The sequence below is a fragment of the Leifsonia shinshuensis genome, from assembly GCF_013410375.1.
In the GTDB taxonomy this organism is placed as follows: Bacteria; Actinomycetota; Actinomycetes; order Actinomycetales; family Microbacteriaceae; genus Leifsonia; species Leifsonia shinshuensis.
On record NZ_JACCFL010000001.1, the window covers coordinates 3,599,980 to 3,624,332 of the forward strand.

At 71.9% G+C, this 24,353-nt stretch carries 18 protein-coding genes, 1 tRNA gene, 1 other RNA gene and 1 pseudogene; 4 read left to right on the top strand and 17 right to left on the bottom strand.

What is annotated here, in order from left to right; all coding sequences use genetic code 11:
• Positions 1 to 38 precede the first annotated feature (38 nt).
• From HNR13_RS17400 to ffs, 10 genes are all read right to left on the bottom strand, one after another.
• Positions 39 to 1,325: an aspartate kinase gene (locus tag HNR13_RS17400; protein ID WP_179609606.1), complete on the bottom strand. Its 1,287-nt coding sequence runs from the start codon at positions 1,323 to 1,325 to the stop codon at positions 39 to 41.
• Positions 1,326 to 1,420: 95 nt separating this feature from the next.
• Positions 1,421 to 2,017 carry a recombination mediator RecR gene (gene recR / locus HNR13_RS17405; protein ID WP_179607817.1) on the bottom strand — a complete coding sequence of 199 codons (597 nt, stop codon included), beginning with the start codon at positions 2,015 to 2,017 and terminating at the stop codon, positions 1,421 to 1,423.
• A 4-nt stretch (positions 2,018 to 2,021) separates the two neighbouring features.
• Entirely contained in the window at positions 2,022 to 4,601 is a 2,580-nt protein-coding gene (locus tag HNR13_RS17410) for a DNA polymerase III subunit gamma and tau (RefSeq protein ID WP_179607818.1), read from the bottom strand.
• Positions 4,602 to 4,682: 81 nt separating this feature from the next.
• Positions 4,683 to 5,954: an acyl-CoA thioesterase/BAAT N-terminal domain-containing protein gene (locus HNR13_RS17415; protein WP_343063601.1), complete on the bottom strand. Its 1,272-nt coding sequence runs from the start codon at positions 5,952 to 5,954 to the stop codon at positions 4,683 to 4,685.
• A complete protein-coding gene (locus HNR13_RS17420) occupies positions 5,951 to 7,249 on the bottom strand; it encodes an acyl-CoA thioesterase/BAAT N-terminal domain-containing protein (RefSeq protein WP_179607820.1) in 1,299 nt (432 codons plus the stop codon). Before HNR13_RS17420 ends, HNR13_RS17415 begins: the two co-directional genes overlap by 4 nt.
• Positions 7,246 to 8,637 carry an acyl-CoA thioesterase/bile acid-CoA:amino acid N-acyltransferase family protein gene (locus HNR13_RS17425; RefSeq protein WP_179607822.1) on the bottom strand — a complete coding sequence of 464 codons (1,392 nt, stop codon included), beginning with the start codon at positions 8,635 to 8,637 and terminating at the stop codon, positions 7,246 to 7,248. Before HNR13_RS17425 ends, HNR13_RS17420 begins: the two co-directional genes overlap by 4 nt.
• Before the next feature lie 15 nt (positions 8,638 to 8,652).
• Positions 8,653 to 9,846, bottom strand: a complete 1,194-nt coding sequence (locus HNR13_RS17430) for an acetate/propionate family kinase (RefSeq protein WP_179607823.1) — start codon at positions 9,844 to 9,846, stop codon at positions 8,653 to 8,655.
• The gene (gene pta, locus HNR13_RS17435; protein ID WP_179607825.1) at positions 9,843 to 11,981 is read right to left on the bottom strand and encodes a phosphate acetyltransferase; all 2,139 of its coding nucleotides are present in this window, start codon (positions 11,979 to 11,981) and stop codon (positions 9,843 to 9,845) included. Before pta ends, HNR13_RS17430 begins: the two co-directional genes overlap by 4 nt.
• 2 nt (positions 11,982 to 11,983) lie before the next feature.
• On the bottom strand, positions 11,984 to 13,450 hold the full coding sequence (locus tag HNR13_RS17440) for a DUF1254 domain-containing protein (RefSeq protein WP_179607827.1): 1,467 nt from the start codon (positions 13,448 to 13,450) through the stop codon (positions 11,984 to 11,986).
• 118 nt (positions 13,451 to 13,568) lie between these two features.
• An RNA gene (gene ffs / locus HNR13_RS17445) (signal recognition particle sRNA small type) lies at positions 13,569 to 13,665 on the bottom strand.
• A gap of 99 nt (positions 13,666 to 13,764) precedes the next feature.
• Between ffs and HNR13_RS17450 the strand changes: the two genes are divergently transcribed.
• Positions 13,765 to 13,852 (top strand) — tRNA-Ser (locus HNR13_RS17450).
• A 165-nt stretch (positions 13,853 to 14,017) separates the two neighbouring features.
• Positions 14,018 to 14,545, top strand: a complete 528-nt coding sequence (locus HNR13_RS17455; protein WP_179607828.1) for a helix-turn-helix domain-containing protein — start codon at positions 14,018 to 14,020, stop codon at positions 14,543 to 14,545.
• Positions 14,546 to 14,654: 109 nt separating this feature from the next.
• Here the strand turns inward: HNR13_RS17455 and HNR13_RS17460 are convergent, their stop codons facing one another.
• The 5 genes from HNR13_RS17460 to HNR13_RS17480 all read right to left on the bottom strand — a co-directional run bounded on the left by HNR13_RS17460 (position 14,655) and on the right by HNR13_RS17480 (position 21,164).
• The gene (locus HNR13_RS17460) at positions 14,655 to 15,239 is read right to left on the bottom strand and encodes a TetR/AcrR family transcriptional regulator (protein WP_179607830.1); all 585 of its coding nucleotides are present in this window, start codon (positions 15,237 to 15,239) and stop codon (positions 14,655 to 14,657) included.
• Between the two features lie 4 nt (positions 15,240 to 15,243).
• The gene (locus tag HNR13_RS17465; RefSeq protein ID WP_179609610.1) at positions 15,244 to 15,789 is read right to left on the bottom strand and encodes a hypothetical protein; all 546 of its coding nucleotides are present in this window, start codon (positions 15,787 to 15,789) and stop codon (positions 15,244 to 15,246) included.
• A 24-nt stretch (positions 15,790 to 15,813) separates the two neighbouring features.
• Positions 15,814 to 18,132 (bottom strand): arylsulfatase, encoded by a 2,319-nt coding sequence (locus tag HNR13_RS17470; RefSeq protein ID WP_343063602.1) that lies wholly within the window; start codon positions 18,130 to 18,132, stop codon positions 15,814 to 15,816.
• A 355-nt stretch (positions 18,133 to 18,487) separates the two neighbouring features.
• The gene (locus HNR13_RS17475; protein ID WP_343063603.1) at positions 18,488 to 20,332 is read right to left on the bottom strand and encodes an adenylyl cyclase; all 1,845 of its coding nucleotides are present in this window, start codon (positions 20,330 to 20,332) and stop codon (positions 18,488 to 18,490) included.
• A 226-nt stretch (positions 20,333 to 20,558) separates the two neighbouring features.
• Positions 20,559 to 21,164 (bottom strand): DUF1269 domain-containing protein, encoded by a 606-nt coding sequence (locus tag HNR13_RS17480; protein WP_179607832.1) that lies wholly within the window; start codon positions 21,162 to 21,164, stop codon positions 20,559 to 20,561.
• A 161-nt stretch (positions 21,165 to 21,325) separates the two neighbouring features.
• On the opposite strand from HNR13_RS17480, the gene HNR13_RS22075 reads away from it, so the two are divergent.
• Together HNR13_RS22075 and HNR13_RS17490 are read left to right on the top strand one after the other, a co-directional pair.
• Positions 21,326 to 22,621, top strand: coding sequence for a helix-turn-helix domain-containing protein (locus tag HNR13_RS22075; protein ID WP_179607833.1), 1,296 nt, complete (start codon positions 21,326 to 21,328; stop codon positions 22,619 to 22,621).
• 57 nt (positions 22,622 to 22,678) lie between these two features.
• A pseudogene (locus HNR13_RS17490) lies at positions 22,679 to 22,774 on the top strand (aldehyde dehydrogenase family protein); the annotation flags it as partial.
• Here HNR13_RS17490 and HNR13_RS17495 read toward each other — a convergent pair.
• Positions 22,771 to 23,463 (bottom strand): hypothetical protein, encoded by a 693-nt coding sequence (locus HNR13_RS17495; RefSeq protein ID WP_179607835.1) that lies wholly within the window; start codon positions 23,461 to 23,463, stop codon positions 22,771 to 22,773. The pseudogene HNR13_RS17490 and the gene HNR13_RS17495 sit on opposite strands and share 4 nt — an antisense overlap.
• A complete protein-coding gene (locus tag HNR13_RS17500) occupies positions 23,460 to 24,350 on the bottom strand; it encodes a DUF5996 family protein (protein ID WP_179607837.1) in 891 nt (296 codons plus the stop codon). The genes HNR13_RS17495 and HNR13_RS17500 overlap by 4 nt, the downstream gene beginning before the upstream one ends.
• Positions 24,351 to 24,353: the final 3 nt, after the last annotated feature.

A 24,353-nucleotide genomic window follows, 5' to 3' on the forward strand; every position in this document is an offset into this window, starting at 1 on the left:
ATGGCGCCTGCGGCCATTCCCGAGACGGTGCGATCCGCTCAGCGGCCGGTGCCGGCGTAGACGATCGCCTTCTCGTCGCCGTCCAGCCCGAAGGCGGTGTGCACGACGCGGGCGGCCTCCGCCACGGTGTCGGCGCGGGTGACGACCGAGATGCGGATCTCGCTGGTGGAGATCATCTCGATGTTGATGCCGGCCTCGTAGAGCGCCTCGAACAGCTTGGCCGAGACGCCCGAGTTGGTGCGCATCCCGGCGCCGACGAGCGCGAGCTTGCCGATCTGGTCGTCGTACTGGAGGGCCTGGTAGCCGACCTCGTCGCGCTCGCTGCTCAGCGCGGTCAGCACGCGCTGGCCCTCCGACTTGGGGAGGGTGAACGAGATGTCGGTCAGGCTGGTCGCCGCGGCGGACACGTTCTGGACGATCATGTCGACGTTGGCGTTGGCCTTCGCGACGATCTTGAAGATCTGCGCGGCCTTGCCCGGGACGTCGGGCACGCCGACGACGGTGATCTTCGCCTCGCTCAGATCGGTGGCGACTCCGGAGATGATCGGCTCTTCCACGGTTCCATCCTTCTTCGCGGCCTCGGCCGCAGCTGCTTCGTTGAGGACGTACGTGCCCACCCGGTTCGAGAACGAGGAGCGCACGTGCAGGGTCACGTTGTGGCGGCGGGCGTACTCCACCGCGCGGATGTGCAGGACTTTCGCGCCGGCGGCCGCGAGCTCCAGCATCTCCTCGCTGGTGATGCGGTCGATCTTGCGGGCGAGCGGGACCTGGCGGGGGTCGGAGGTGAACACGCCGTCGACATCGGTGTAGATCTCGCAGACCTCGGCCCCGAGCGCCGCGGCGAGGGCGACGGCGGTGGTGTCCGAGCCGCCGCGGCCGAGGGTGGTGATGTCGCGGGTGTCGCGGTTGAAGCCCTGGAAGCCGGCGACGATGGCGATCGCGCCCTCGTCCAGCGCCTCCTTGATGCGGCCCGGCGTGACGTCCACGATGCGCGCGGCGCCGTGCTGGGCGTCGGTGATCATGCCCGCCTGGCTGCCCGTGAAGGAGCGCGCGTCGTAGCCCATGCTCTTGATCGACATCGCGAGCAGCGCCATCGAGATGCGCTCCCCCGCCGTGAGCAGCATGTCCAGCTCGCGCGGCGCCGGGATCGGGGTGACCTCGTGGGCGAGGTCGACCAGCTCGTCGGTGGTGTCGCCCATCGCGGAGACGGCCACGACGACCTCGTTGCCCGCCTTGCGCGTCTCGACGATGCGCTTGGCGACGCGCTTGATGCTCTCGGCGTCGGCGACGGACGAGCCGCCGTATTTCTGAACGATCAGGGCCACAGGCACTCCAGAACTCACGGGAGTGACCATTCTACCGGCCGCGGATATGCCGCCCCGGCCATGTGACGTCAACGCGCGGGCTGCCGCGGGCGGGGTCAGGAGACCTGGCGGCGGCCCTCGAAGGCCCGCCCGAGCGTGACCTCGTCGGCGTACTCGAGGTCGCCGCCGACCGGGAGGCCGGAGGCGAGCCGCGTGACGCGGATCTCGAGCGTGGTGAGCAGCCGGCTGAGGTAGGTGGCCGTGGCCTCCCCCTCCAGGTTCGGGTCGGTCGCGATGATGACCTCCTGCACCGTGCCGTCGGCGAGGCGCTGCATGAGCTGTCGGATGCGGAGGTCGTCCGGGCCGACGCCGTCGATCGGGCTGATCGCGCCGCCGAGCACGTGATAGAGCCCGCGGAACTCGCGGGTGCGCTCGATGGCGACGACGTCCTTGGCCTCCTCGACCACGCAGATGACGTCGGGCGTCCGGCGCGGGTCGCGGCAGATCGAGCAGGTGGCCTGCTCGGAGACGTTGCCGCAGATCTCGCAGAACCGCACCTTGTCGCGCACCTCGAGCAGCACCTCGGCCAGCCGGGTGACGTCGAAGCTCTCGGTCTGCAGGATGTGGAACGCGATCCGCTGCGCCGACTTCGGCCCGATGCCGGGGAGGCGGCCGAGCTCGTCGATCAGTTCCTGGACGATGCCCTCGTACACGGCGTTACCTCATGCCGTTCGTGGGAGGCGCGGGCTGCTCCTCGAGGAACCGGGCGCCGAGGATCTCGCGGACGACCGCCTCGCCGTAGCGCTGCGGTGCCTGGAAGGTGGGCGTGCGGGCGCCGGAGGCGGGGGCGGAGCGCTCGGAGGCCGGGCGCTCGGGGTTCTGGCGATCGGAGCTCTGGCGCTCGGGGGCCGGGCGCTGCGGGGCCGATCGTTCGGGCGCACGGGTCTGGGGGGCCGGACGCTGGCGAGGGGCCTCCACGACCGGCTCGGACGGCGCGGCGGACCAGTCGCCCTCCGGCTCGTCGGGGACGGCGGCCTCGTAGGGCGGCTCGGTCTCCTCCGGCGGCTCGAGGTCGTCGGGCGGGAGGTCGTCCGGCAGACCCGCGACGGACGGCGCCGCCGGGGAGGGCGCCGTCGGGGCGGACGCGCGCGCGGCAGGCGCCTCCGGTCGCTCCAGGGTGGCCACCGCGGCGGGAGGGGATGACGGGATGGCGACGGTCGCCCACTCGGTGACGGAGGACGACGCCGGGGATGCCGACGCGGCGGGCGGCGCTGCCGGGGTCGACGAAGATGCCGGGGCCGAAGCAGATGCCGGGGCCGAAGACAGAGCGGGCGACGACGCCCCGGCCGATCCGCGCGCACCCTCTCCGGGCGCGGTCGAGCCCGCGGAGGGCGCCGGAGCCGCGGCAGGGCGGGCGCCCGTGGCGTCCCCGTCCGCGCCGGGCCAGGTCGGGGCCTCCGGGGCCGCGGGGGCACCGCCGGACGGGCGCGCGGGGCCGCCGGACGGGGCGCCGTCGGCGCGCGCGATGAACTTGACCCGGATGCCCAGGATGTCGATGATCGCCTGGCGGAGGTATTCGCTCACGCCCTGACCGCCCGGCGTCTGCGGCTGGCGGAAGCTCTGCACGTCGTTGTCGCTCGGGAACGACAGCGTGAGGACGTCGTCGTTGAGCGCGCGGACCTGGGCGGTGAACACGACCATCCACGCGCTGCGCTTGGCGCGCTGCACGGCGTCGAGGATCTGCGGCCACGAGTCCTTGACCTGCTGGGTCGAGACGGCGCCCACTGCGGCAGGCGCGGCCGGCGCGGGAGGGGCGGGTGCAGCAGCAGCAGCAGCCGCCGCCGGCGCCGCCTCCTGCACCGGAGCCGGCTGCTCGGCCGGCGCGGCAGCGGGAGCCGCGGCCCGAGCAGGCGCCGTGGCGGCGGTCTCGGCCGGCTCGGTCGCAGAATTCACGGATGCAGCGACGGGGGCGGAAGGCGCGGGCGCAGACGTCCCACGCGCGGAGGTCCCAGCCGCAGAGGCCCCAGCCCCGGAAGCCGCGGGCGCCGCCGTCGTCACCGGCGCAGCAGCCGCAGGCGCGACCGCGGCAGCAGGCGCCGCCTCCCGCACCGACCCCGCGCCGCCGGCGTCGCTGACGCCGACCCGGCGCTCCAGCCGCTCCACCCGGGCGAGCGCTCCGCGCTCGGTGTCGTCGCTGGACGGCACCAGCACGCGGGCGATCATCAGCTCCAGGTGCAGGCGCGGCGAGGTCGCACCGGTCATCTCGGTGAGCGCGGCGTTCACGATGTCGGCCGCGCGGCTGAGCTCGGCGGCGCCGAACTTCATCGCCTGCACGCCCATCCGGTCGAGCTCGTCCTGCGGAACGCCGCGGAGGACGGCGGCCGCGCCGTCGACGCTCGTCGCGGCGACCACGATCAGGTCGCGCAGCCGCTCCAGGAGGTCGTCCACGAAGCGCCGCGGGTCCTGCCCGGTCTGGATGACGCGGTCCACCGCGGCGAAGGCGCCGGCGGCGTCGCGCGCGGCGATCGCGTCGATGACCTCGTCGAGCAGCGCGGCGTGCGTGTAGCCGAGCAGCGCGACCGCGCGCTCGTACTCGATGCTGCTGCCCTCGGACCCGGCCATGAGCTGGTCGAGCAGGGAAAGGGTGTCGCGCGGCGAGCCGCCTCCCGCGCGCACCACGAGCGGGAGCACGCCCGGCGCGACGGTCATCCCCTCGCTGTCGCAGAGCTGCTGGACGTACTCCAGCATCTGGGCGGGCGGCACCAGCCGGAACGGATAGTGGTGCGTGCGCGAGCGGATGGTGCCGATGACCTTCTCGGGCTCGGTCGTCGCGAAGATGAACTTCACGTGCTCCGGCGGCTCCTCCACGATCTTCAGCAGGGCGTTGAAGCCCTGCGGAGTGACCATGTGCGCCTCGTCGAGGATGAAGATCTTGTAGCGGTCGCGGGCCGGGGCGAAGATGGCGCGCTCGCGGATGTCGCGGGCGTCGTCCACTCCGTTGTGGCTGGCCGCATCGATCTCGACCACGTCGAGCGACCCGGAGCCGTCGCGGCTGAGCTCGACGCAGCTCTCGCACTTGCCGCACGGGGTGTCGGTGGGCCCCTCCGCGCAGTTGAGGCAGCGCGCGAGGATCCGGGCGGAGGTGGTCTTGCCGCAGCCGCGCGGGCCGGAGAAGAGGTAGGCGTGGTTGACCCGGTTGGTGCGCAGCGCCGTCATGAGCGGCTCCGTCACCTGCGACTGGCCGATCATCTCGGCGAAGGTGTCGGGCCGATAGCGGCGATACAGAGCGGTTACCACCCACACATGCTACTTGCCGCCGCCGACAATCCGGCCGTCCGGCGGAGACTCGCCCCGCCGGTTCGTCCGCACCGCCCGCCGTCAGTGCCCCGGCACCGACGACGGCGCCGTCAAGGCGGTCAGGATGTCCGCCCAGAGGGCCTCCCGCGCCCGCTCCGTCGGCTGCGCCGCCGGGGCCGGCGGGAGCAGCAGCGGGGTGTACGGCGGGAGGTAGAAGAGGTGCGTCGCGTCCGGCGCCGTCAGGTACGCGTCGCCCTCGCGCGCCGGCCGCTTGCGCGCGGCGGCGTCCAGCCAGGCGCAGCCGTTCGCGAGCTCCTCGTCGCGCCCGGCGCAGCCCAGGACGACGGGTCCGGGGATGCGCTGGAGGTCGAGCACGGCGGCCGGCGCCGGGTCGTGCGTCCCCGTCGTGCACGGCACCCAGTCGCCGCCGACGGTGACCGCCGGGCTCGGCACGGGCGACGGGCAGATCAGACCGGTGGTGCCGCCCGGCGCGATCGCGCCGTAGACCGTCCCGGGATAGGCGGAGGCCGCCCAGAGCGCGAGCTGCGCGCCGCGCGAGGTCCCGAACGTGAAGATGCGCTGGTCGTCCACCCCCGGCCGGCCGCGCAGCCAGCTCAGCGCGGAGAGGAACCGCTCGGCCGGGAGGCTGCGCAACGGGTCGACCGCCCCGGCCGAGCCGTAGGTGGACAGGTCGAGCGTCGGGAACCCGAGCGCCGCGAGGGTCGCTGAGACGAGGACGCCCGTCGGCTCGCCGGGATCGGTGCCGTCGAACACGATGACGCCCGGGCGCACGCCCTCCGCCGCGCTGGTCGGCTCGAAGTAGTCCCCGGTGATGCCGTCGTCGAACACGGCGCGCGACGGCGCTGCCACCGACAGCCCGGTGCGCTGGACCCGCGTCTCCGCGACCAGGCGCCCGGCGACCGTGGCCTGCAGATCGACCGAGAACGACGCGCCGCCCCAGGTCACGTCCGAGGTCGCCGCCTCTCCCGTGCTGCTGCGCATCGTCCAGAAGAGGCCCATCCCGTCCGCACCGGTGAACGGCGCCTCCAGCGGGGCGTCCCTGGCGAGGTCGACCACGCCGTCGGCCGGCACCGCGTAGACGGCCTGCGACGACCAGAGGCCGCCGGGCCGCAGCGATGCGCGGATGGTCACCTGCTGCCCGGGCGGGAGGGCGAGCAGGCGGATGCCGACCGGCTGCCAGACCGGGCTGGGGTTCAGGCTCAGGTCGAACCGCGGTCCCGCGGCGCCCTGCTGCGACCCGCATCCCGCGAGGGCGGCCGCCGCGAGCACGACGCCGGCCAGCGCCGCGAGCGCACGGCGCACGGCGGCGCGGGTCCCTCCGGCGACGTTCACGGCTCGATGGCTCCTTCCAGCAGAGCGGTCACCCGAGACCAGAATGCCACCCGGGCGTCCTCGGTCGCCTGCGCCGTCGCCGCGGGGAGGTCGCCCAGCCCGAGCGGGAGCATGGGCGGCGCGCTGACCTCGTGCGCCGCGCCCTGCGCGATCAGGGTCTCGCCCGTCGCCCGCGGGCCGCGCTCGTCGGCTCCGGCCCGCGTCCACTCGCACGCGCTCGGGAGCAGCTCGTCCGCGGTGCCGCAGGCGAGCAGGAGCGGGCCGGGGATGCGGTTCAACGGCAGGATGGGCGTGTCCGCGATCCGGTCGTTCGGGCTCGCGCACGGTACGGCGCGACCCTGGTTCAGCAGCGTCGGCGCACCGGACGCCGACGCGCAGAGCTCCGCCGTCGGGCCGCTCGCGGCGATCGCGCCGTACACGGCGTCGGGCTCGCTCGCCGCGAACCAGAGTGCCAGCGGGGACGCGCTCCCCGTGCCGTAGACGATGATGTGCCGCGGGTCGACGCCGGGATCGCGGGCGAGCCAGGCGCGGGCGGCGTCGAAGGCCTCCACCGAGAGCGCGGCGGAGCCCGGGATCTGCCCCTCCGGCCCGAAGGCGGGGAGGACGAGCACGGGGAAGCCGATCGCGGCGATCCTGCGCGCGGCGAACGCGCCGGCCGCCGCGTCGTCGTCGCCGTCGATGAGGACGACGCCGGGGCGCGGGTGCACCAGTGTCGGCAGCGGCGTGAACAGCGTGCCGGGCCGCAGCGCCTCCTGCCCGGCGGAGGGGCCGGAGCCCGTCGACGCCGCCGCCCTGGCGAGGTCGGCGACCGTGACCTCGCGCTCGACGCTCTGCGCGGCCAGCGGCGAGCGCTGCACCTCCGCGACCGCGACCCTGCCGCCCTGCTGCTCCGCCGTCAGCTCCACGCGCACCTGGCCCTCCGCCCAGGCGCGCTCCAGGTCCTGCTGGCTGAGCGAGGGGCCGGTCATGCTCCAGAACAGCGCGCCGGCGTCCGGCCGCACGTACGGCGCGGCGACCGGCTGCTGGGAGGACGTCTCGACGCGTCCATCCGGCGGCACCGCGTAGACGGCCCGGGAGCTCCAGGTGCCGGCGACAGTGGTCGCGGTCGCCCGGAGGACCACGTCCTCCCCCGGCGTCAGCCCGGTGAGCGAGACGACCACCGGGTCCGCCGCCGCGTTGCCGAACCGCTGGACGACGATGCGCGCGCCGCCGGCTGGCGTCACGCAGCCGGCGAGCGCCCCGAGCACGACGACCGCCGCGAGCGCGACGGCACCCAGGCGCAGGCGGCCGGTCACGAGAGCACCGCCCGCAGCAGCAGCTGGCCGACCGCGTTCCAGAACGCGATCCTGGCCTGCTCGGTCGCCTGCCCGTCCGCGCCGGAGGGGTCGCCGGGCGCCGGGAGCGCGATGGGGAGGCCGGGGGGCACCGTGACGGCGTGCGCTGCCCGGGCGTCGGCCAGCAGCTTGTCGCCGGCGCGCGGGGTCCGGGTGGCGCCGAGCGTCCGCTGCACGTCGCAGGCGCTGGGGAACACCCGGTCGACGGCGCCGCAGGTCAGCACGACCGGCCCGTTCACGCCCGACAGGGGCGGCGCGGCGGTCGTCCCGGCGCCGGGGTCGCGTTCGCAGGGCACGCCGACGCTGCCCTCGAACACCGGGGAGGCGCTGGAGCCGGCGAGGCAGAGCAGCGCTGCGGGACCCGCTCCGGCGAAGAGGCCGTGCAGCCGGGCCGGGAAGCGCGTCGCCGCCCAGACCGCGAGCTGCTCGGCCGCTCCCGTCCCGTAGACGAAGACGTGGCGCGCGTCCACGGCGGCCAGCCGGTCGAGCCAGTCGAGGACCGCTGAGACGGTTCCGGCGTCGATCACGGTGGAGACGTGCACGCCGTCCGGCGAGGTCATCGGGATGACGAACACCGACGCGCCGAACTGCGTGAGCAGCGCCGCGGTGAAGTCCGACGACGCCCCGGGCGACGGATCGTCGAACATGAGCACCGCCGGCCCGGTCGGCCGGTCGATGGAGGAGGCGTCGTAGAACCGGCCGATCTGCTGGTCCTCGTGGGTCTCGTGCGGGGGCGCCACCCCCGACGGGACGAGGTCGTGGGTGTAGATGGTGCGCCCGTGCAGCGTGCCGCCCAGCCCCTCGAGCTGGAACGTCCGTCTGGCCACCACCCGGTCGCCGTCGCTCGCGGTCAGCGTGACCGCGTTGGTGTCGCGCATCCACTGCTGGGCGAGGTCGGCCGGGCTCAGCGACGGCCCGCGCAGCGACCAGAACAGCCCGGCCGAGTCCGGCGCGCCGAACGGGGCGAACAGCGGCTTGTCACGGGCGAGGTCGACCGTCCCGTCGCTGCCGACGTCGTAGCTCGCCGCCGACCGCCAGATGCCGCGGGAGGAGCTGAGCGTGGCGCTGATCCGGAGCCGGCTGCCGGGCTCCGCGCCGATCAGCTCCAGCGGGACGGGCCAGAGCACCGAGCTGTACCGGATGAGCGGGGGCGTGATGAACCGCGGACCGACCGGGTTGCCGTCCGAGGCGCAGCCGGTCAGCGCCGCGCCGAGCGCGACCACGGCGGCGACGGTGACGGCGAGCCCGGCGCGCAGCTCGGCCCGCAGCCCGCGCCGCAGCCTTGCCCGCAGTGCGGCCCTCCGGGTGGTCCTGCCGTCCCGCCCGGCTCCGTTGCCGCGCCGCCGCATCGTGCACCGCCCTACTCAGCCCGCGCCGACCGCCTGCAGCGACTGGCGAGCGATCTCCCGCTCCTCGTCGGTGGGGACGACCAGCACCGCGACCCGGGAGTCGTCGGCGGAGATCAGCCGCGCCTCGTGGGAGCCGCTGCGGTTGCGCGCGGGGTCGAGCCGGATGCCGAGCACCTCGAGTCCCGCGCACACCTCCGCGCGCAGCCGGGCGTCGTTCTCGCCGATGCCCGCGGTGAAGGTGAGCACGTCGAGCCCGCCGAGCAGCGCCGTGTAGGCGCCGATGTAGTGCTTGAGCCGGTGCACGGCGGTGTCGAGCGCGAGGCGTGCGGCGGCGTCGCCGGACTCGGCGGCCTGGCGCACATCTCGCATGTCGCCGTGGCCGGAGAGGCCGAGCAGGCCGCTGCGCCGGTTGAGGAGCTCGTCGAGGTCGTCGATGCCGAGGCCCGCGCGGCGCGCCAGGTGGAGGAGCACGGCGGGGTCGAGGTCGCCGGAGCGGGTTCCCATGACCAGCCCCTCCAGCGGCGTCATCCCCATCGAGGTGTCGACGGAGCGGCCGGCGTCGATCGCGCAGACCGACGCGCCGTTGCCGAGGTGGAGGACGATCTGCTTCAGGTCCTCGAGCGGCCGGCCGAGGAACTCCGCGGCTGCTCCCGACACGTACTTGTGCGAGGTGCCGTGGAAGCCGTACCGGCGGACGCGATGCCTCTCGGCGAGGGCCGCGTCGATCGCGTAGGTGTAGGCCTCCGGCGCGAGCGTCTGGTGGAAGGCGGTGTCGAAGACCGCGACCTGTTCCACATCCGGGAAGGCCTTCCTCGCCGCACGGATGCCTTGCAGGTTCGCCGGGTTGTGCAGCGGCGCGAGGTCGGAGAGGTCCTCGATGTTGATCTCCACCAGGTCGGTGACGATCGTCGGCTCGAAGAAGCGCTTGCCGCCGTGGACGACGCGGTGGCCGACGGCCGCGAGCGGGTTCTCGTCCAGGCTCGGGCCCTCCGACCCGAACGCGTCGAGCATCACGCGGAACGCCGCGGTGTGGTCCGGGATCGACTGCGTCGCCTCCCAGTCGCCGTGGGGTCCGGTGTGGTGGATCTGGCCGGACGGCTCCCCGATCCGCTCGATGAGCCCGGAGGCCAGCGCCTCCTCGCTCTCCGCGTCGATCAGCCGGTACTTGAGCGACGACGAGCCGCTGTTGACCACCAGCACCGCACTCATGACAGCGCCGCCTGGATCGCGGTGATGGCCACGGTGTCCACGATGTCCTCGACGGTCGCGCCGCGGGAGAGGTCGTTGATCGGCTTGCGCAGGCCCTGCAGGACCGGGCCGATCGCGACCGCCCCGGCGCTGCGCTGCACCGCCTTGTAGGTGTTGTTGCCGGTGTTGAGGTCGGGGAAGATGAACACCGTCGCGCGGCCGGCGACCTGGGAGCCGGGCATCTTCGTCGCGGCGACCGCCGCGTCCGCCGCCGCGTCGTACTGGATCGGCCCCTCGACCGCGAGCTGCGGCGCGCGCTCCCGGACCAGCTCGGTCGCGGTGCGGACCTTGTCGACCTCGACGCCCGCGCCGGAGTCGCCGGTGGAGTACGACAGCATCGCCACCCGCGGGTCGATCCCGAACTGCTCCGCGGTGCGCGCGGACGAGATCGCGATGTCGGCGAGCTGCTCGGCCGTCGGGTCGGGCACGACGGCGCAGTCGCCGTAGACCAGCACCCGGTCGGCCAGCGCCATCAGGAACACGCTCGACACCACCGAGACGCCCGGCGTGGTCTTGATGATCTCGAACGCGGGCCGGATGGTGTGCGCTGTCGTATTCGCGGCGCCCGACACCATCCCGTCGGCGAGGCCCAGGTGCACCATCATCGTGCCGAAGTAGGAGGCGTCGGTGACCGTGTCCGCGGCCTGGTCGACGGTGATGCCCTTGTGCGCGCGGAGCTTCGCGTACTCGTGCGCGAAGCGCAGGCGCAGCACGTCGTCGAACGGGCTCAGCACCTCCGCCTTGGCGATGTCGAGCCCCAGCTCGATCGCCCGCGACCGCACCTCGAACGGCTCGCCCAGGATGGTCAGCCGGGCGACGCCGCGCGACAGCAGGGTGGCGGCCGCGCGCAGGATGCGGTCGTCGTCGCCCTCCGGCAGCACGATGTGCTTGTCCGCGGCGCGGGCGCGCTCGATCAGGTCGTACTCGAACATCAACGGTGTGACGACGGCGTGCCGCGACACGTCGAGCAGGGCGAGCAGCCGCTCGGCGTCCACGTGCCGCTCGAAGAGGGCGAGCGCGGTGTCGTACTTGCGCTGCGAGTCGGCGGCCAGCCGGCCGCGCGCGTGCGTGATCCGGACGACGGTGTCGTAGGTGTCCAGCCCGGTGCGGACGATCGGTAGCGGCGAGCGCAGCCCCGCGAGCAGCCGCTGGATCGGCTCGGGCAGGTCGAAGCCGCCGTTCAGCACGATGCCCGCGATGGAGGGGAACGTGCCGGACGCGTTCGCCATCAGCACCGCGAGGAGCACCTCGGTGCGGTCGCCGGGCACCACCACGACCGAGCCCTCCACCAGCCGCGGCAGCACGTTGTTCATCGACATGCCACCGACGACGACGCCGAGCGCCTCGCGCGCCAGCAGGGCCTCGTCGCCGGCGATCAGCTCGCCGTCGATGACCTCCATGATCGAGCGGATGCTCGGCGCGACCAGGAAGAGGTCCTCCGGGATCGCCCACACCGGCGGGAGGTCCGGGCCGGACGCGACCGCGGGGCCGGCCGCCGCGACGGCGCCGCTGACGGCGTCCACGATCGCGTCGAGGCGGTCGGGGTCCGCGCGGTTGGCGATGACGGCCAGGACGCCGGCGTGCTCCTGGCGCAGCTCGGCGAGCGCGAGCTCGGCGAGCTGGCGCAGCTCCTCCGGCGAGCGTGGCTCGGCCTGGCCGAGCCGTTCGCCGAAGCCCTGGCCGATGCGGCCGCCGAGCACCAGCAGCACGGGCGCGCCCAGGTTCGCGGCGATCCGCGCGTTGTAGCCGAGCTCCGTCGGGCTGCCGACGTCGGTGTAGTCGGAGCCGAGGATGACGACGGCGTCGCAGCGCGCCTCCACCTCCCGGAACCGACGGACGATCTCGGCGAGCGCCTCGTCCGCGTCGGCGTGCACGTCCTCGTAGGTGACGCCGATCGACTCCTCGTAGCCGAGGTCGGCGGTCACCCGGTCGAGCAGCAGCTCGAGCACGTAGTCCCGTTCGACGGCCGAGCGCGCGATCGGCCGGAACACGCCGACGCGTTCGACGGAGTGCCGCAGCGACTCCAGGACGCCGAGAGCCACCGTCGACTTGCCGGTGTGTCCTTCCGCGGAGGTGATGTAGAGCGAACGGGCCACTTTCAGCGGGTCTCCTCGTCTGTGCTGCGGGCGGGGGCTTCGTGAGCGGGGGCTTCGTGAGCGGGGGCTTCGTCGGCGCTGCGGTCGCCGTCGGTGCCGTGGTCTCCGGCGCCGGGCGCGGTGTCCACGCGCTCGATCGGCGCCAGCCGGTAGTCGCCGGCGAGGACGGCGTCGCCCGGCGCGTACATGCGCAGCAGCGGCCGGAAGCCGCCCTCCGGCGCGGGGAGCCAGTTGGCGGCGGCCTTCGCGTCGGCGGGACGCGCCGCGGCGATGGTGATGGTGAGCCCGCCGTCGTCGTCGTAGACGATCCCGGGCGTGCGGTCGCCAATCGAGTACCGCCCGATCGGGTTCGCCGTCAGGTAGAAGTACGGGAGGTCGTACATGGTCAGCGACCAGAACGCGCCGACCGGCGGGGTCGGGCTCAGGCGCAGCCGGTAGACGTTGGCGCCGGTCAGCTGCTCCCCCGCGGCGTCCACGTAGGTCGGGAAGTACGCGGCCTCGTAGCCGTGGTTGCCCCACAGGCCGCCGAGCGCGGCGCCGGCCCGGCGCGCGTACCGCGTGGTCGGGTCGGCCAGCTGCCACTCCCGCCCGTCGAGGGCGCCGACCTCGAAGAAGTCGGCGTTGTAGTCGAACAGGTGGAGGTCGACCTGCCAGCCGTCCGTCGTCGGAACGGACGTGTGCAGGGAGGACTCCAGCGCCTCCTTGCCGACGGCGTAGCCCTCCTCCAGCGCGTCGCGGACCTCTACCGGCAGCTCGGCGATCGGCGTGGGCCCGGTCAGCCCGATCGGCTCGTACGTCGCCAGCGCGTCGCGGTCGTGCGCGGCCGGCGGGAACTCCCGCGACCACACCCGCATCCGCTCGAAGAACGTCAGCGCCTCGGTCGGCCCGTCCGGAACGGCGGGGATCCCCGCGGGCGGGGCGAACGCCTCCAGCGTGGGGGTGAGCGCCACGGCGTCCTGGAGGGCGTGCACGGCGGGCAGGTCGTCCTCCCCCGCGACCGCCCAGCGGCCGACGATCGTCGCGACGCGGGTGGGGAGCCGGATGACGGTCGGTCCGTCCGCCGCGGCGTCGTCCTCCCAGCCGGGCGGGACGAGCAGGTACTCCCCCGCCTCCGACCCCGTGGCGCGCGTGCCGACGTAGGCGAAGTTGTTCGTCCAGGCGTCCACGAACTGGAGCACGTAGTAGCGGTCGCCGACCGCAGGGACGCTGAGGAGGAGGGGCCCGACGCTCAGGTCGAGCTGGGCGATGGAGTAGAGGGTGTCGTTGTTGACCGAGACGAAGGCGGTCTCGGGACCGGCGAGCGTGCGCGCGTGCCCGAAGGCGTTGAAGGGGGTCGGCGGCACCGCCCCGAGCCCGTCCCGGGTGAACCGTTCGACCTGCTCCAGGTCGAAGACGAGCGGGAACCCGACCACGAACGCCTCCGACGCGAGCTCGGCGATCCCCTGCTCGGCGGTTTCCTGCTCGGTCATACGCGCACCTCGACTCGTCGGAGGATCATTCTACAAAGCGTAGAACAACCTGGAGGAAGTTGGTCAGCTGCTGTGCTGCCCACACTCTACGCGGCGCGCGCGACGGACGCCTGAACACGAAAAAGACCCCCCACGCACCCGCCAGAGCCCGGTTACCCTTGCTGCGTTTCCGCCCTGGGGGAGTTGGCCTGGATGGCGCCACGTGGGGAGCCGCGAACAAGTCTAGCGGGTCCGCCTGGGAGGGCGTGCACAGAGCATCCCCCGGCGTCCGCTAAGATATTGTGAGCCGTCGCCCGCAGGGTGGTGGTTACCCAGGAGAATTCGCCTAGTGGCCTATGGCGCACGCTTGGAAAGCGTGTTGGGTGCAAGCCCTCGGGGGTTCGAATCCCCCATTCTCCGCCATTTATTGAGATGCGCCGCGGGGTGCGCGCACAGCGTGCCCAGCACTCCATCGCGTTCGACGTGCGGGGTGAATGCGGGGTCAGAGCATCACCGCCTCCTTCGCTCCTGACCGTCAAGCAGCGCTTTGCTCTACCCGGAACACGTGGCAGGTGCTTTACTGCACGCATGCCAACCACGCCCGTTTTCAACGGAGGCGCGCTCGTGGCCGAGCTGGATGCCCACCGGGCCGAGCTCGGGTTGCGCTGGCCGGCTGTGGCGGAGGAGTTGACGCAACAGTCGGGCCGGCTGAGAGCCGCGCTGAATGACAATGCAGTGTGCCCGGGTGCGCTCGTCCGTACGGTGAGACGCGGCTCGATGTCGTGCCAGTACGCGCTGAAGCTGCTGCAATGGCTGGGGCGATCTCCCGAGGAGTTCCTGTTCGGACAGAGTCGATCGGTCGGAGACACAGGTCTGCCTGCCGTCGGAACCGACATGCGCCTGCGTTGGGACCTACCCGCGCTTTACGAAGCCGTCAACGACCAGCGGCGCGACCGCGGACTCACCTGGGCGAGCCTGGCCGAGCAACTGGGATGCACCCCGAGCCGCCTGACGAACCTGCGCACCGCGCGCCTCGCGGACATGGACCTCACCATGCGGCTCACGCAATGGCTGGGCAGACCCGCGGCGGATTTCGTGCATCCCGCCACGTGGTGAAGCCGCACATCGCGAAGCAGCCGATCCGCGTGCCGGCGCCAGCGCCGGTCAGCTCGCGCCTCCCGAGCGCATGACTGACTTCCGTGAAGCCGGCGAGCGCCGTTCGTGATCACCCGGCCAACGAATCGATGTGGCGGGTGAGGATTCGCGAGGCGCGTCCGGCGGGATCGGGTCCCGGTTCCCAGAGCAGGTGGAGGGCGAGCCCGTCGAGGAGTGCGTGCAGGCGTTCTGCTTCGAGTCCCGCGTCGTTCGCTTCCGAGAGCAGGCCGCACCGCGCAAGTTCGGCGACCGCGGCCGTGCAGGCTCTGCGCACATCCTCCGACAACCGGATCGCGCTCGGTCGCAGGGCCGGGTCGGTGAGGGCGAGGCTCCCCAGCTGCAGTTGGGCGACGAACTCGGAGCGACGAGTCGCGTCCAGCGGGAGGAGCTCGAGGAGGAGCGCGAGAACGAGTGGCGCGCCCTCCCCGCTCAGTGCTCCGATCCGTGCCGCGACCGCATCACGGATCTCGTCGAAGCAGAACTGCCGCAAGGCATCCTGGGTCGGGAACGCGCGGCGCAGGGACGCAGTGGCGATGCCCGCCTCCGCGGCGAGGTTGCGCACCGAGAGGGCGGCCAACCCGTCCCGCGTCAGCACGCGGATCGCGGCCTGGGCGATGGCGTCGTTGCGTTCGTCGTGATCGATCAGACGCGGCATTCCTTCACCCCACCGCCTGACCCGTTGCGGGCTTCTTCGGCCACACGGTGTAGCTCACTGCCCAGAGCACATCGACACCGAGGACGATTCCGAGCAGGGGGAACAGCCCGAGCAGTTCCCGGGTCCGCTCCGGGACGCCGACGAGGAGGATCAACCCGCCGACGATCCCACCGGCGATCGCCACCGCAAGCAGCGTCCGCGCAACGTCCTTCCAGCACGCGATCGCATACGCGGCCCCCGCCGGCTTCGGCCGCGGCCGCGCGCCACGGAACCGCGTGGCGAACGTCGAATCCGCCCACGCGATCATCCGATGCCCGTACGCGACAGAGATCCCGATGTACAGCGCGGCCAGCCCGTGATGCCACGACGCCGTCCCTCCGCCCAGCAGATCGATCGCCACGAAACCCAGCAAGAGGAGATCGATGACCGGCGCGAGGACCATCAGTGTCATCCCCAGCCGCGGCCTCCCCGCCAGATAGCGGACGGCGAGCCCACCCAGGACTGCCACCCAGAAGGCCACTTCGCACACCACGATCGCCACCAAGACCATGATCGCCAAGTTAGCACAGTTGTGCTAACTAGCGAGCGCATCGCCTGGAGAGACCGGGACTACTGCCGGAGCATGGCGATGTCGTAGAGGTGCTTCGGGTCGATGAGGTGATCGTGGTCGTCGTCGCCCACGTCGATGCGGACCCAGTCGATCGTGCCGGTGAATGTCGAGTCCTTGACGGTGTACTCGTTGGTCACCACGGTCGCAGTCTCGACGCCGACGTCCGAGGTCTCGTCCATGGAGTACGTGAACGGTTCGGTCTGCTCCACTCGGCCGGCGCCGGCGGGCGCGCCGTCGACGTAGAGCGTGACGTTGGCGCCCTTGCCGAGGCCGCCCGCCGTCGTACGCGACCTCCGCCCGGACCTGGTGGGCACCCGGGGCGAGCGGCGCGTCCGACGCCGTGATGTACCAGTCGACGCCGAGCATGTTGTAGCAGAACTTCAGCGTCGAGCTCGTGGTGTAGACGCTCCAGCCGCCGAACGCGCCGCCCTGCGCGACGATCGTCCCGTCCGCGCCGCCTTCGGGGATCCCGATCTCGGCTGTGACGGTGAAGGACTTGTTCTTGGTGTTGATGATGCTGTTCTCGCTGAGGCGCACCATCTTCGGGAACAGCAGTTGAGACGTGCCCTGCACGAGCTCGGGGCGGCCGGCGATCTGCGAGTTGAACCGTTCGAACCCGCGGTCGTCCAGCGGGAACACCTGGTACTTCGCCGCCTCGAGCAGGAACATCCGCTGCAGCTCCGCGAGCTTCTCCGGATGCTCCTGGGACAGGTCGCGGGCCTGCGACCAGTCGGTGGACCCGTCGTACAGCTCCCACACGTCCTCGTCGAACGAGTGGAAGGTCTGGTCCACGCCGGGGAACGTGGGGTGACGGTGCAGCGTCACCGCCGACCAGCCCTCGTGGTAGATGCCGCGGTCGCCGCCGAGCTCGAAGTACTGCGTCGTGTGCTGCTCGGGCGCATCGGCGTCGGCGAACGAGTACACCATGCTCGTGCCGTGGATCGCCTCCTGCTGCACGCCGTCGACGAACGTGGGATGCGGGAGTCCCGCCGCCTCGAGCACGGTGGGGGCGACGTCGATGACATGGCTGAACTGGTTGCGCACCTCTCCACGCGCGGTGAAGCCGTTCGGCCAGTGCACGATCGTGCCATTGCGGGTGCCGCCCCAGTGGCTCGCGACCTGCTTCGTCCACTGGTACGGCGTGTCCATCGCCAGGGCCCAGCCGACCGCGTAGTGGTTGTACGACGTCGGCCCGCCCAGCTCATCCTTCCGGTCCAGGAGGAACTCGGTCGTCTCGAGGTCGTGGCGGGCGTTGATGTTGAAGTACTCGTTGAACGTGCCCTGCAGGGTGCCCTCCGCGGACGCGCCGTTGTCACCGATGATCAGATACACCAGCGTGTCGTCGAGGATCTCCAGCTGCTCGAGCGCGTCGATCAGCTTGCCGATGTAGTGATCGGCGTACGAGAGGAAACCGGCGTACACCTCCATCTGCCGGGCGAGGACTGGCTTCAGATCGTCGGGCATGTCGTCCCACGCCGGAATGATGTCAGGCCGCGCGGTCAGCTCCGTGTCCGCGGCGACGACACCGAGCGCCTTCTGCCGGGCCAGGGACTGTTCGCGCAGCGCATCCCATCCCTCGTCGAACTGTCCCTTGTACTTGTCCGCCCACTCCGCCGGGACATGATGCGGGGCGTGCGTCGCGCCGGGGGCGAAGTACGTGAAGAACGGCTTGTCCGGGGCCAGGGCGCGCTGGGACCGGATCCAGCCGATCGCACGCTCGGTCATGTCCTCCATGAAGTGGTAGCCCTCTTCCGGGGTCCGATCCGGTTCCACCGGTGCGGTGTTCTCGTATATCGACGGATACCACTGGTTCGTCTCGCCGCCGATGAACCCGTAGAAGTACTCGAATCCGCCGCCTGGCGTCGGCCAGTGCGTGAACGGCCCCATCGGTGAGGTCTCCCACACCGGTACCTCGTGGCACTTCCCGAACTGCGCCGTCGAATACCCGTTCAGCTGCAGGATCTTCGCGAGCGGGGCGGCCGTGTTCGGACGCACCGAGTTGTAGCCCGGCGCGGCGGTCGCGATCTCGGTGATCGCCCCCATGCCCACGGCGTGGTGGTTGCGGCCGGACAGCAGTGCAGCGCGGGTAGGTGAGCACAGCGCCGTCGTGTGGAAACGCGTGTACTTGAGGCCGCCCGCGGCGAGCCGTTCGGCGGTCGGGGTCGCGATCGGTCCGCCGAACGCGCTCGACGCGCCGAACCCGACGTCGTCGAGCAGGATGACGAGCACGTTCGGAGCCTCCGCCGGCGGGCGGACGGGCTTGTACGGAGGAAACTTCCCCACCGAATCCTTCGCGTCATAGATCGTCGGACCCGAATACGGCTGATCCGGAATCGGAAGAGTCGTACGGCTGAACGCTTCGCCCTCGACGGCCATGCTTGGCTCCTTCTGTCACTCCCACGAGCGCCATCCTCGCGCCGCCCGTCACTGCACACTCTGGCTGAACAGCGACAACGCCATCTAGTCCCCTGGCGATGTGTCCGGAGCTGCAGCGAAGGAGGGCGGCCGGAGCTGGATGGGCGGCAACACTGGAACCTCGACCTCCCCGCTCATCGCCGGGCGCGCCGGAACAGGCCGATGCCCCCGCGTCCGGGACGCGAGGGCATCGGCCTGTTCCGGTCGCGGCGACCGGGCGCCGTCAGCCGCTGAACTCGACGACCGTCTCCGGGCCCTGGTGGCTCGGGGTGACCGCGTTGCCCGTGTCGTTGACGACGTGGTCGATCGTCCCCGCCTTGTTGAGGGACACCGTGGTCAGGTCGTACAGCCTCACGCCCGGCGCGACCGGGGCCTCGAACGCGCGGGTGGCGTGGAGGGTCGGATCGACGTTCGTGTAGATGTAGCTGCCGGCGCCCCACAGTTCATGCGTGGTCACCGAGTCGGCCACCTTGTAGGCGGCGTAGCCGAGCGTCCCGTCGTGCTGCCACGCCGCCTGGTTCGGCGCGTCGTACGGCAACTCGTTCTGGAAGAACACCGTGCGGCCGTTCTCGCCGTTCCAGATGACGTTGTACTTCTGGAAGTGCTCGACGAAGAGGCCGGTGGCAGTGACATCGTCGCCGTTCACCACGAGGCCGGTGTCGGAGGTGTTCTGCGTCCAGCCGACGCCCGCGCCGTGGTCGGCGCGCCAGAGCCACAGGTCGTCCAGCAGTACGTGGTCGCTGTCGACCTGGACGCCGACCGTCGCCTTTCCGGCGTGCGGGCCGCCCACGCGCAGGAAGACGTCCTGCAGCGAGATCGGGTCGGCGGCGCTCGAGCCGCCCCGGCCGCGCTGGTGCTTCGTGCCCACCTGCACCAGCACGTCGGAGTTCACCGGACCGGCGTCGACCGTGATCCCGGCGACGTCCACTCCCGGCACGTCGTCGATCACCAGCGGCGTCGATCCGTTCTCGGCGGTCAGCGTGGCCAGGCCCAGACCGAGGACGACCGTCCCTGCCCGCTTGACGTGGATGGAGCGATCGATCGAGTACACCCCGGGGGTCAGCAGGAGGTTCTTGCCTCCGGCGAGCGCCGCGTTGATCCGGCTGATGGAGTCGCCCGGCTTCGCGACCACGAAGTCCGAGAGCGGGATGGTGCGGCCGGCCGAGCCCGCCTGCGACCAGCTCACGCCCGTGCTGTTCGTCGTCGCGGGCGGCACCACGACCGACAGCCCGGCGGTGCCCTGCACGAGGTACGGCTTCTCGCGCGAGGCCGGCGTGGTCGGGAGGGTCGTGTACGGCGGGCTCGGGAAGCTCTGCGCCGGCGCGCCCTGCACGCCGGAGAACACCTGGTTCCAGACCGCGTTCGACCAGCCGCCGATCGTGCTGTTGCGGGTGTAGAACTGCTGCTGGCTGCCGTTGACGATCGTCTTGGCGACCTTCGAGTCGGCGAGGAAGCCGCCGCTGGCGTACATCGGACCGGCGGAGCAGTAGTCCATGAGGGACACCCCGCCGCCGGTGATGTCCATCCGGCGCATCGGAGCGGCCTGCGACACCGCCCAGAACTCCGTGTTCGCCTGGCAGCCCGTTCCACCGGCCACGGCGATGTGGAGGTTCGAGATCGACCTCCAGAAGTTGTCGAGCGCGATGCAGCCGCTGCCGTCCGTGAAGCACCGGTTGTAGACGTCGACGGACCCGTTGATCGTCACGTCGTCCGGGGAGGCGCCCAGCCCGGCGACCTCGGTGTAGTAGCCCACCTGGAAGCGGAGCGGGTTCGCCGGCGTCCCGTAGGTGCCGGGCGCGAAGAGCAGTGCGTAGCGCCCGGTGCCCATCTCGCTGTCGACCTGCTGGGCGGCGATGGCGTCGACTTTGGCCTGGATCGCGGACTGGGGCATGTCCGGAGTGAACACGATCACGTTGGGTCCCAGGTCCGCACCGGACGGTGGTGGTGCGGCGCTCGCGCCCTGCGCCGAGGCGAAGACGGCGAGCAGGACGGCCAGCGCGGCAGCGGCGGCTCCGAGCTGACGGCGGGACGCACGCGCCCGGACGGGATGTAGTGACGACAGAGGCACTGATGAACCTTCTTCCGCGGTGAAGAACGATCGCGGCGCCCCGGGGCCGGGTGTCGATCACGGTCGTGACGGACGCCGGTTACTGTCTGGTAAGTAACTGTTCGACCCTACGACCGCGGCAGTGCGTTGTCGAGGCCGAGTTCCGAACTCCCTCCGGGGCTCCTCATCGCGCAGATCGGCCACCGAGCGCGCCGGAGCGCTGCTCGGTGGCCGATCGGTCCGCGGGTCAGCCGACGTGCAGCTTCTCCTTGAGGACCGTCTTGCGCTCTTCGGCCTTCTCGTGACGGGCGGCCTTGCGCTGCTCGCGCACGACCCGGTCGGCGGCCTTCTGCGCCTCGCGGTACGCGTCCCGGGCGGTGTCGAGCTCGGACTGCACGACCGCGGTGGGGCGCCGGTACACGGTGCCGCCCAGCCGGTTCATCAGCTCGTCGACGACCTCGACGGCGTACTCCTTGACCTGCGCGACGATGGCGGTTCCGCCCAGCGGGATGAAGCGGCTGATCTCGCCGAGGACGCTCTCCGAGTCGTCCGCGCGGCGGACGTCGTACGCCCCGCCGACCAGGAGGCCGGTGGTCCAGCCGAAGAGCATTCCGATGGGGCCGCCGATGACGCCGATGGTGAGCCCGACGAGGCTGCCTCCGACGGTGGCCGCGCCGCCCGCGATGTCGTCCCCGTCCACGGTGGCCAGCCGGCCCTGCTCGTCGCGCGTGACGATGCTCGCGGCGAGCACGTCGACGCGTCCCTCGAGCGCCGCTCCCTTCAGCTCGCTGAGCGCCTGATACGCGTTGCGCGGGTCCTCGAACGAGACGGCGATGACATTGTTGTTCTGCATTGTGAAGTGACCTCCAGATCACGTTGATGGTTGTGTGGATTCGCGGGCGTTCGCCCGACACATCAAGGCTCCGGCAGCGGCGCTCCCGGGTCATCGTGCGGTCTGTCGCAGCGTTCAGAGCTCCGCTGTGCACTCTGCCCTCCGGGGCTTAAGCTGACCGCGTGTCCGCTGCAGACTCGTTGGCGCACGTCATCGCGACGCTGGACTGGGAGGGCGATCCCGGGCCCGCGCCGCTCGCCGGATCCGCAGCGGATCGCCTGCGGGCGCGCCTGGGCGACGGGGCGACCCGGTGGGTGGCCGGCGCGACGGAGGAGTCCCTGTCCGCGCTGCACGCGCAGCTCCAGGACGCCCTCGCACCGTGGCCGGTCATCCGGTCGTTCGCCCAGCACGTCCTGACGGCGTCGCTGCTCGCGCTCGCGGGCGACGAGCAGCTTCCGGCCGCGACGGAGGCGATCGATCACGATCTCGCCGCGGACATCGTCAGCCGGGATGTCCCGCTGTCGGACATCACGGAGGCGCTGCGCACCCTGCAGCACGAGTGGCTGACGCTGCTCATCGACGCGGCCGTCCGCCTGGGCGGCGAGGGCGTCGGCGTCGTCCCGGAACTCGCGACCTCGGTCGGCGCCACGATGGACGCCTGGATCGGCGCCGCGACCGAGGCCATCGTCGAGGAGCGCCGGCGCGTCTATCAGGCCGAGCAGGTGCGCATCCGGAGCACCGTTGAATCGCTGGTGTCGGCCGTGCCGGTCGACGTGGAGTCGGCGACCCGGCTGCTGCATGTCCGGCTGCTCGGCTGGCACCTCGGCTGCGCGATCGGGTCGCCTCCGGGAGGCACGGTGGAACGGCGCGTGCTGGAGGGCGTGGTCCAGGGGTTCGCCCGGTTCGCCGGCACCGACCGCATGCTCCGCTACGAGACGACCGCCGGCACCGTCCACGTCTGGGTCACCGGGGAGCGCGCGCCGCGGACGCCGACGGTGGAGGACCTGCGCGTGCCGTCACCGCTGCTGGTGGGTGTCGGCGAACCGCATCCGGGAACCGACGGGTTCCGCCGGACCTTCCTGGAGGCGTCCGATGCGCTGCAGCTTGCGGGCCGCCTCGGCGTGTCCGGCGGAGTCCGCTACGGCGACGCGGCGCTCGCGATCGTCCTCAGCCGGGACGAGGAGCGCGCCCGCTGGTTCGTCGAGCACGCGCTCGGCGAGCTCGCCGCCGACACCCCGGAGATGGCGGAGATGCGCGACACCCTCCGCGTCTTCTTCGACACGAGGATGCGGATCGCTCCGGCGGCCGAACGCCTCTTCCTGCACCGCAACACGCTCATCAACCGGCTGGAGCGGATCCAGGCGCTGCTCGGCCACGGCGTCGCCGAGCGGTCCGCCGAGACGCAGGCGGCGCTGGCGATTTCCGAGCTGGTGGCGTCCACCGCGGCAGGAACGTCACCCGGCGCCGCTCCACGCTGACCACGCTCACCAGCAACCAGGCGGCGGTTTGAGAGTCGACCATTCCCTTTCCGCACGATCGAAGCCGGGGCGGTGTTCGTGAACGGCACGACCATCTCGTTCGCCGAGCTTCCGTTCGGCGGGGTCAAGCGCTCCGGATTCGGTCGGGCCTAGTCTGTCGTCCCGGTCACCGCCGTTGCAGAGCCGCTCTGCACGAGGAGCCGGCGCTGCCGGAAGTAACGCACCTCCTGGTATGCGCCGTGGACCAGGACGAGGATCACGGCCGCCAGCAGGCCGAGCGGGACGGCGAGCGCAAGCTCGCGGCCCAGCCAGTACACCAGCAGGGCCACTCCCACGCCCGCCACGATCGAGTTGACGATCGCGATCGCGGTGGAGATCGTGAAGAACACGCCCCGGCGGTACCCGCGCTGCCCGATTTCCAGGAGTTCGTTGGGCGCGGCGCCCGGCGGGATCGGGAAGTACGCTCCGGCGCCGGGGAGCAGGCCGCCGTAGTAGCGGCGGATCCGCTGGATGGACGCGAGGGCCGCCACATCCTCCAGAGACGTCTGGATGAGCCGTTCGTACGTGAACAGACCGAGGATGACGATGACCGGGATCACCACCGCGAGGAACAGCCCGGCGTACGGGGTCGAGGCGAGAAAGCCGAACGCGACCAGTCCGCTGGAGAGCGTCATCAGGTAGAGGGACGCCCTGCTGCTCGATTCGCTCACCGTGATGCCGCGCGCCGACTCGAGCACGAAATGCTCCGTCAGCAGAGCGTTGTAGAACGCGAGCGGCCGGTCTGCGAGCGCCGCCGCCGAGTCGCTCGCGTCCGGCAGCTCCTGCGGGACGGGGTCGCTCATGACGCCTCGACCTGCGCATGCACGGGCCAGGCCGCGAGCTCGGCCGCCGCCCGATAGGTGGCCTGGAGGAACTCCTGAACGAGCGCATCCGGATCGGCGGATCGGCGGACGGTCTCGTACGGAAGCAGGAATTCGCCGAACTCGTCGCTGTAGAACGCACCGGCGGGCACCGGCGCATCCGCGAAGCCCTCCGGCGCCGGATACGTGTACGAGTAGTACGCGCCCTCCGCGCCACCTCCCGGCCAGAAGCCCGCGCTGCTCAGCTCGTGCGAGTATCCCTCGAGCATCACCCGGTCGGGGCAGTTCGGCGCGCCGCCGGGATGTTCCGGTGCCTCACGCCCGGAGAACCGGGTGACGGCGAGGTCCATCGCGCCCCAGAAATAGTGCACGGGGCTGACCTTGCCGGAGAAGTCCGACCGGAATCTCCGCAGCTGCCGATCCGCGTCGATCAGCTGCTGCCAGAACGCGTGCGCGTGATCGGGCACATAGGTGCAGTGCTCCGTGTCCTCGGCGAACGGGACAGCGATCTCGACTTCGTTCGGTGCGGCGTGGATCGCGACCGCGACCCCGAGCTCGCCGAGAGCCTCCAACGTCGCGGCGTAGAACGTCGCAACGGACTGCCCGACGAACGGCACCGCGCGTCTCCCGCCGCCGCTGGTCCTGATGACGAGCTCATGGGCGACGAAATCGAACTCGATGTCGAGGACGCCGGCCGGGATCGGGATCGGACCGGTGCTCAACCCGCGCGCGCTGAGATACAGCGTCACGTGCCACCAGTGATTGACGGGCGGCGTCAATGTCATGCGGACCTTGCCCACGATCTGGGTCCACAGGTGGAGGGTGTCGCGAGTCGCCTGCCAGGTGTCGGTGGGGAGCTCGGGGCGCATTGC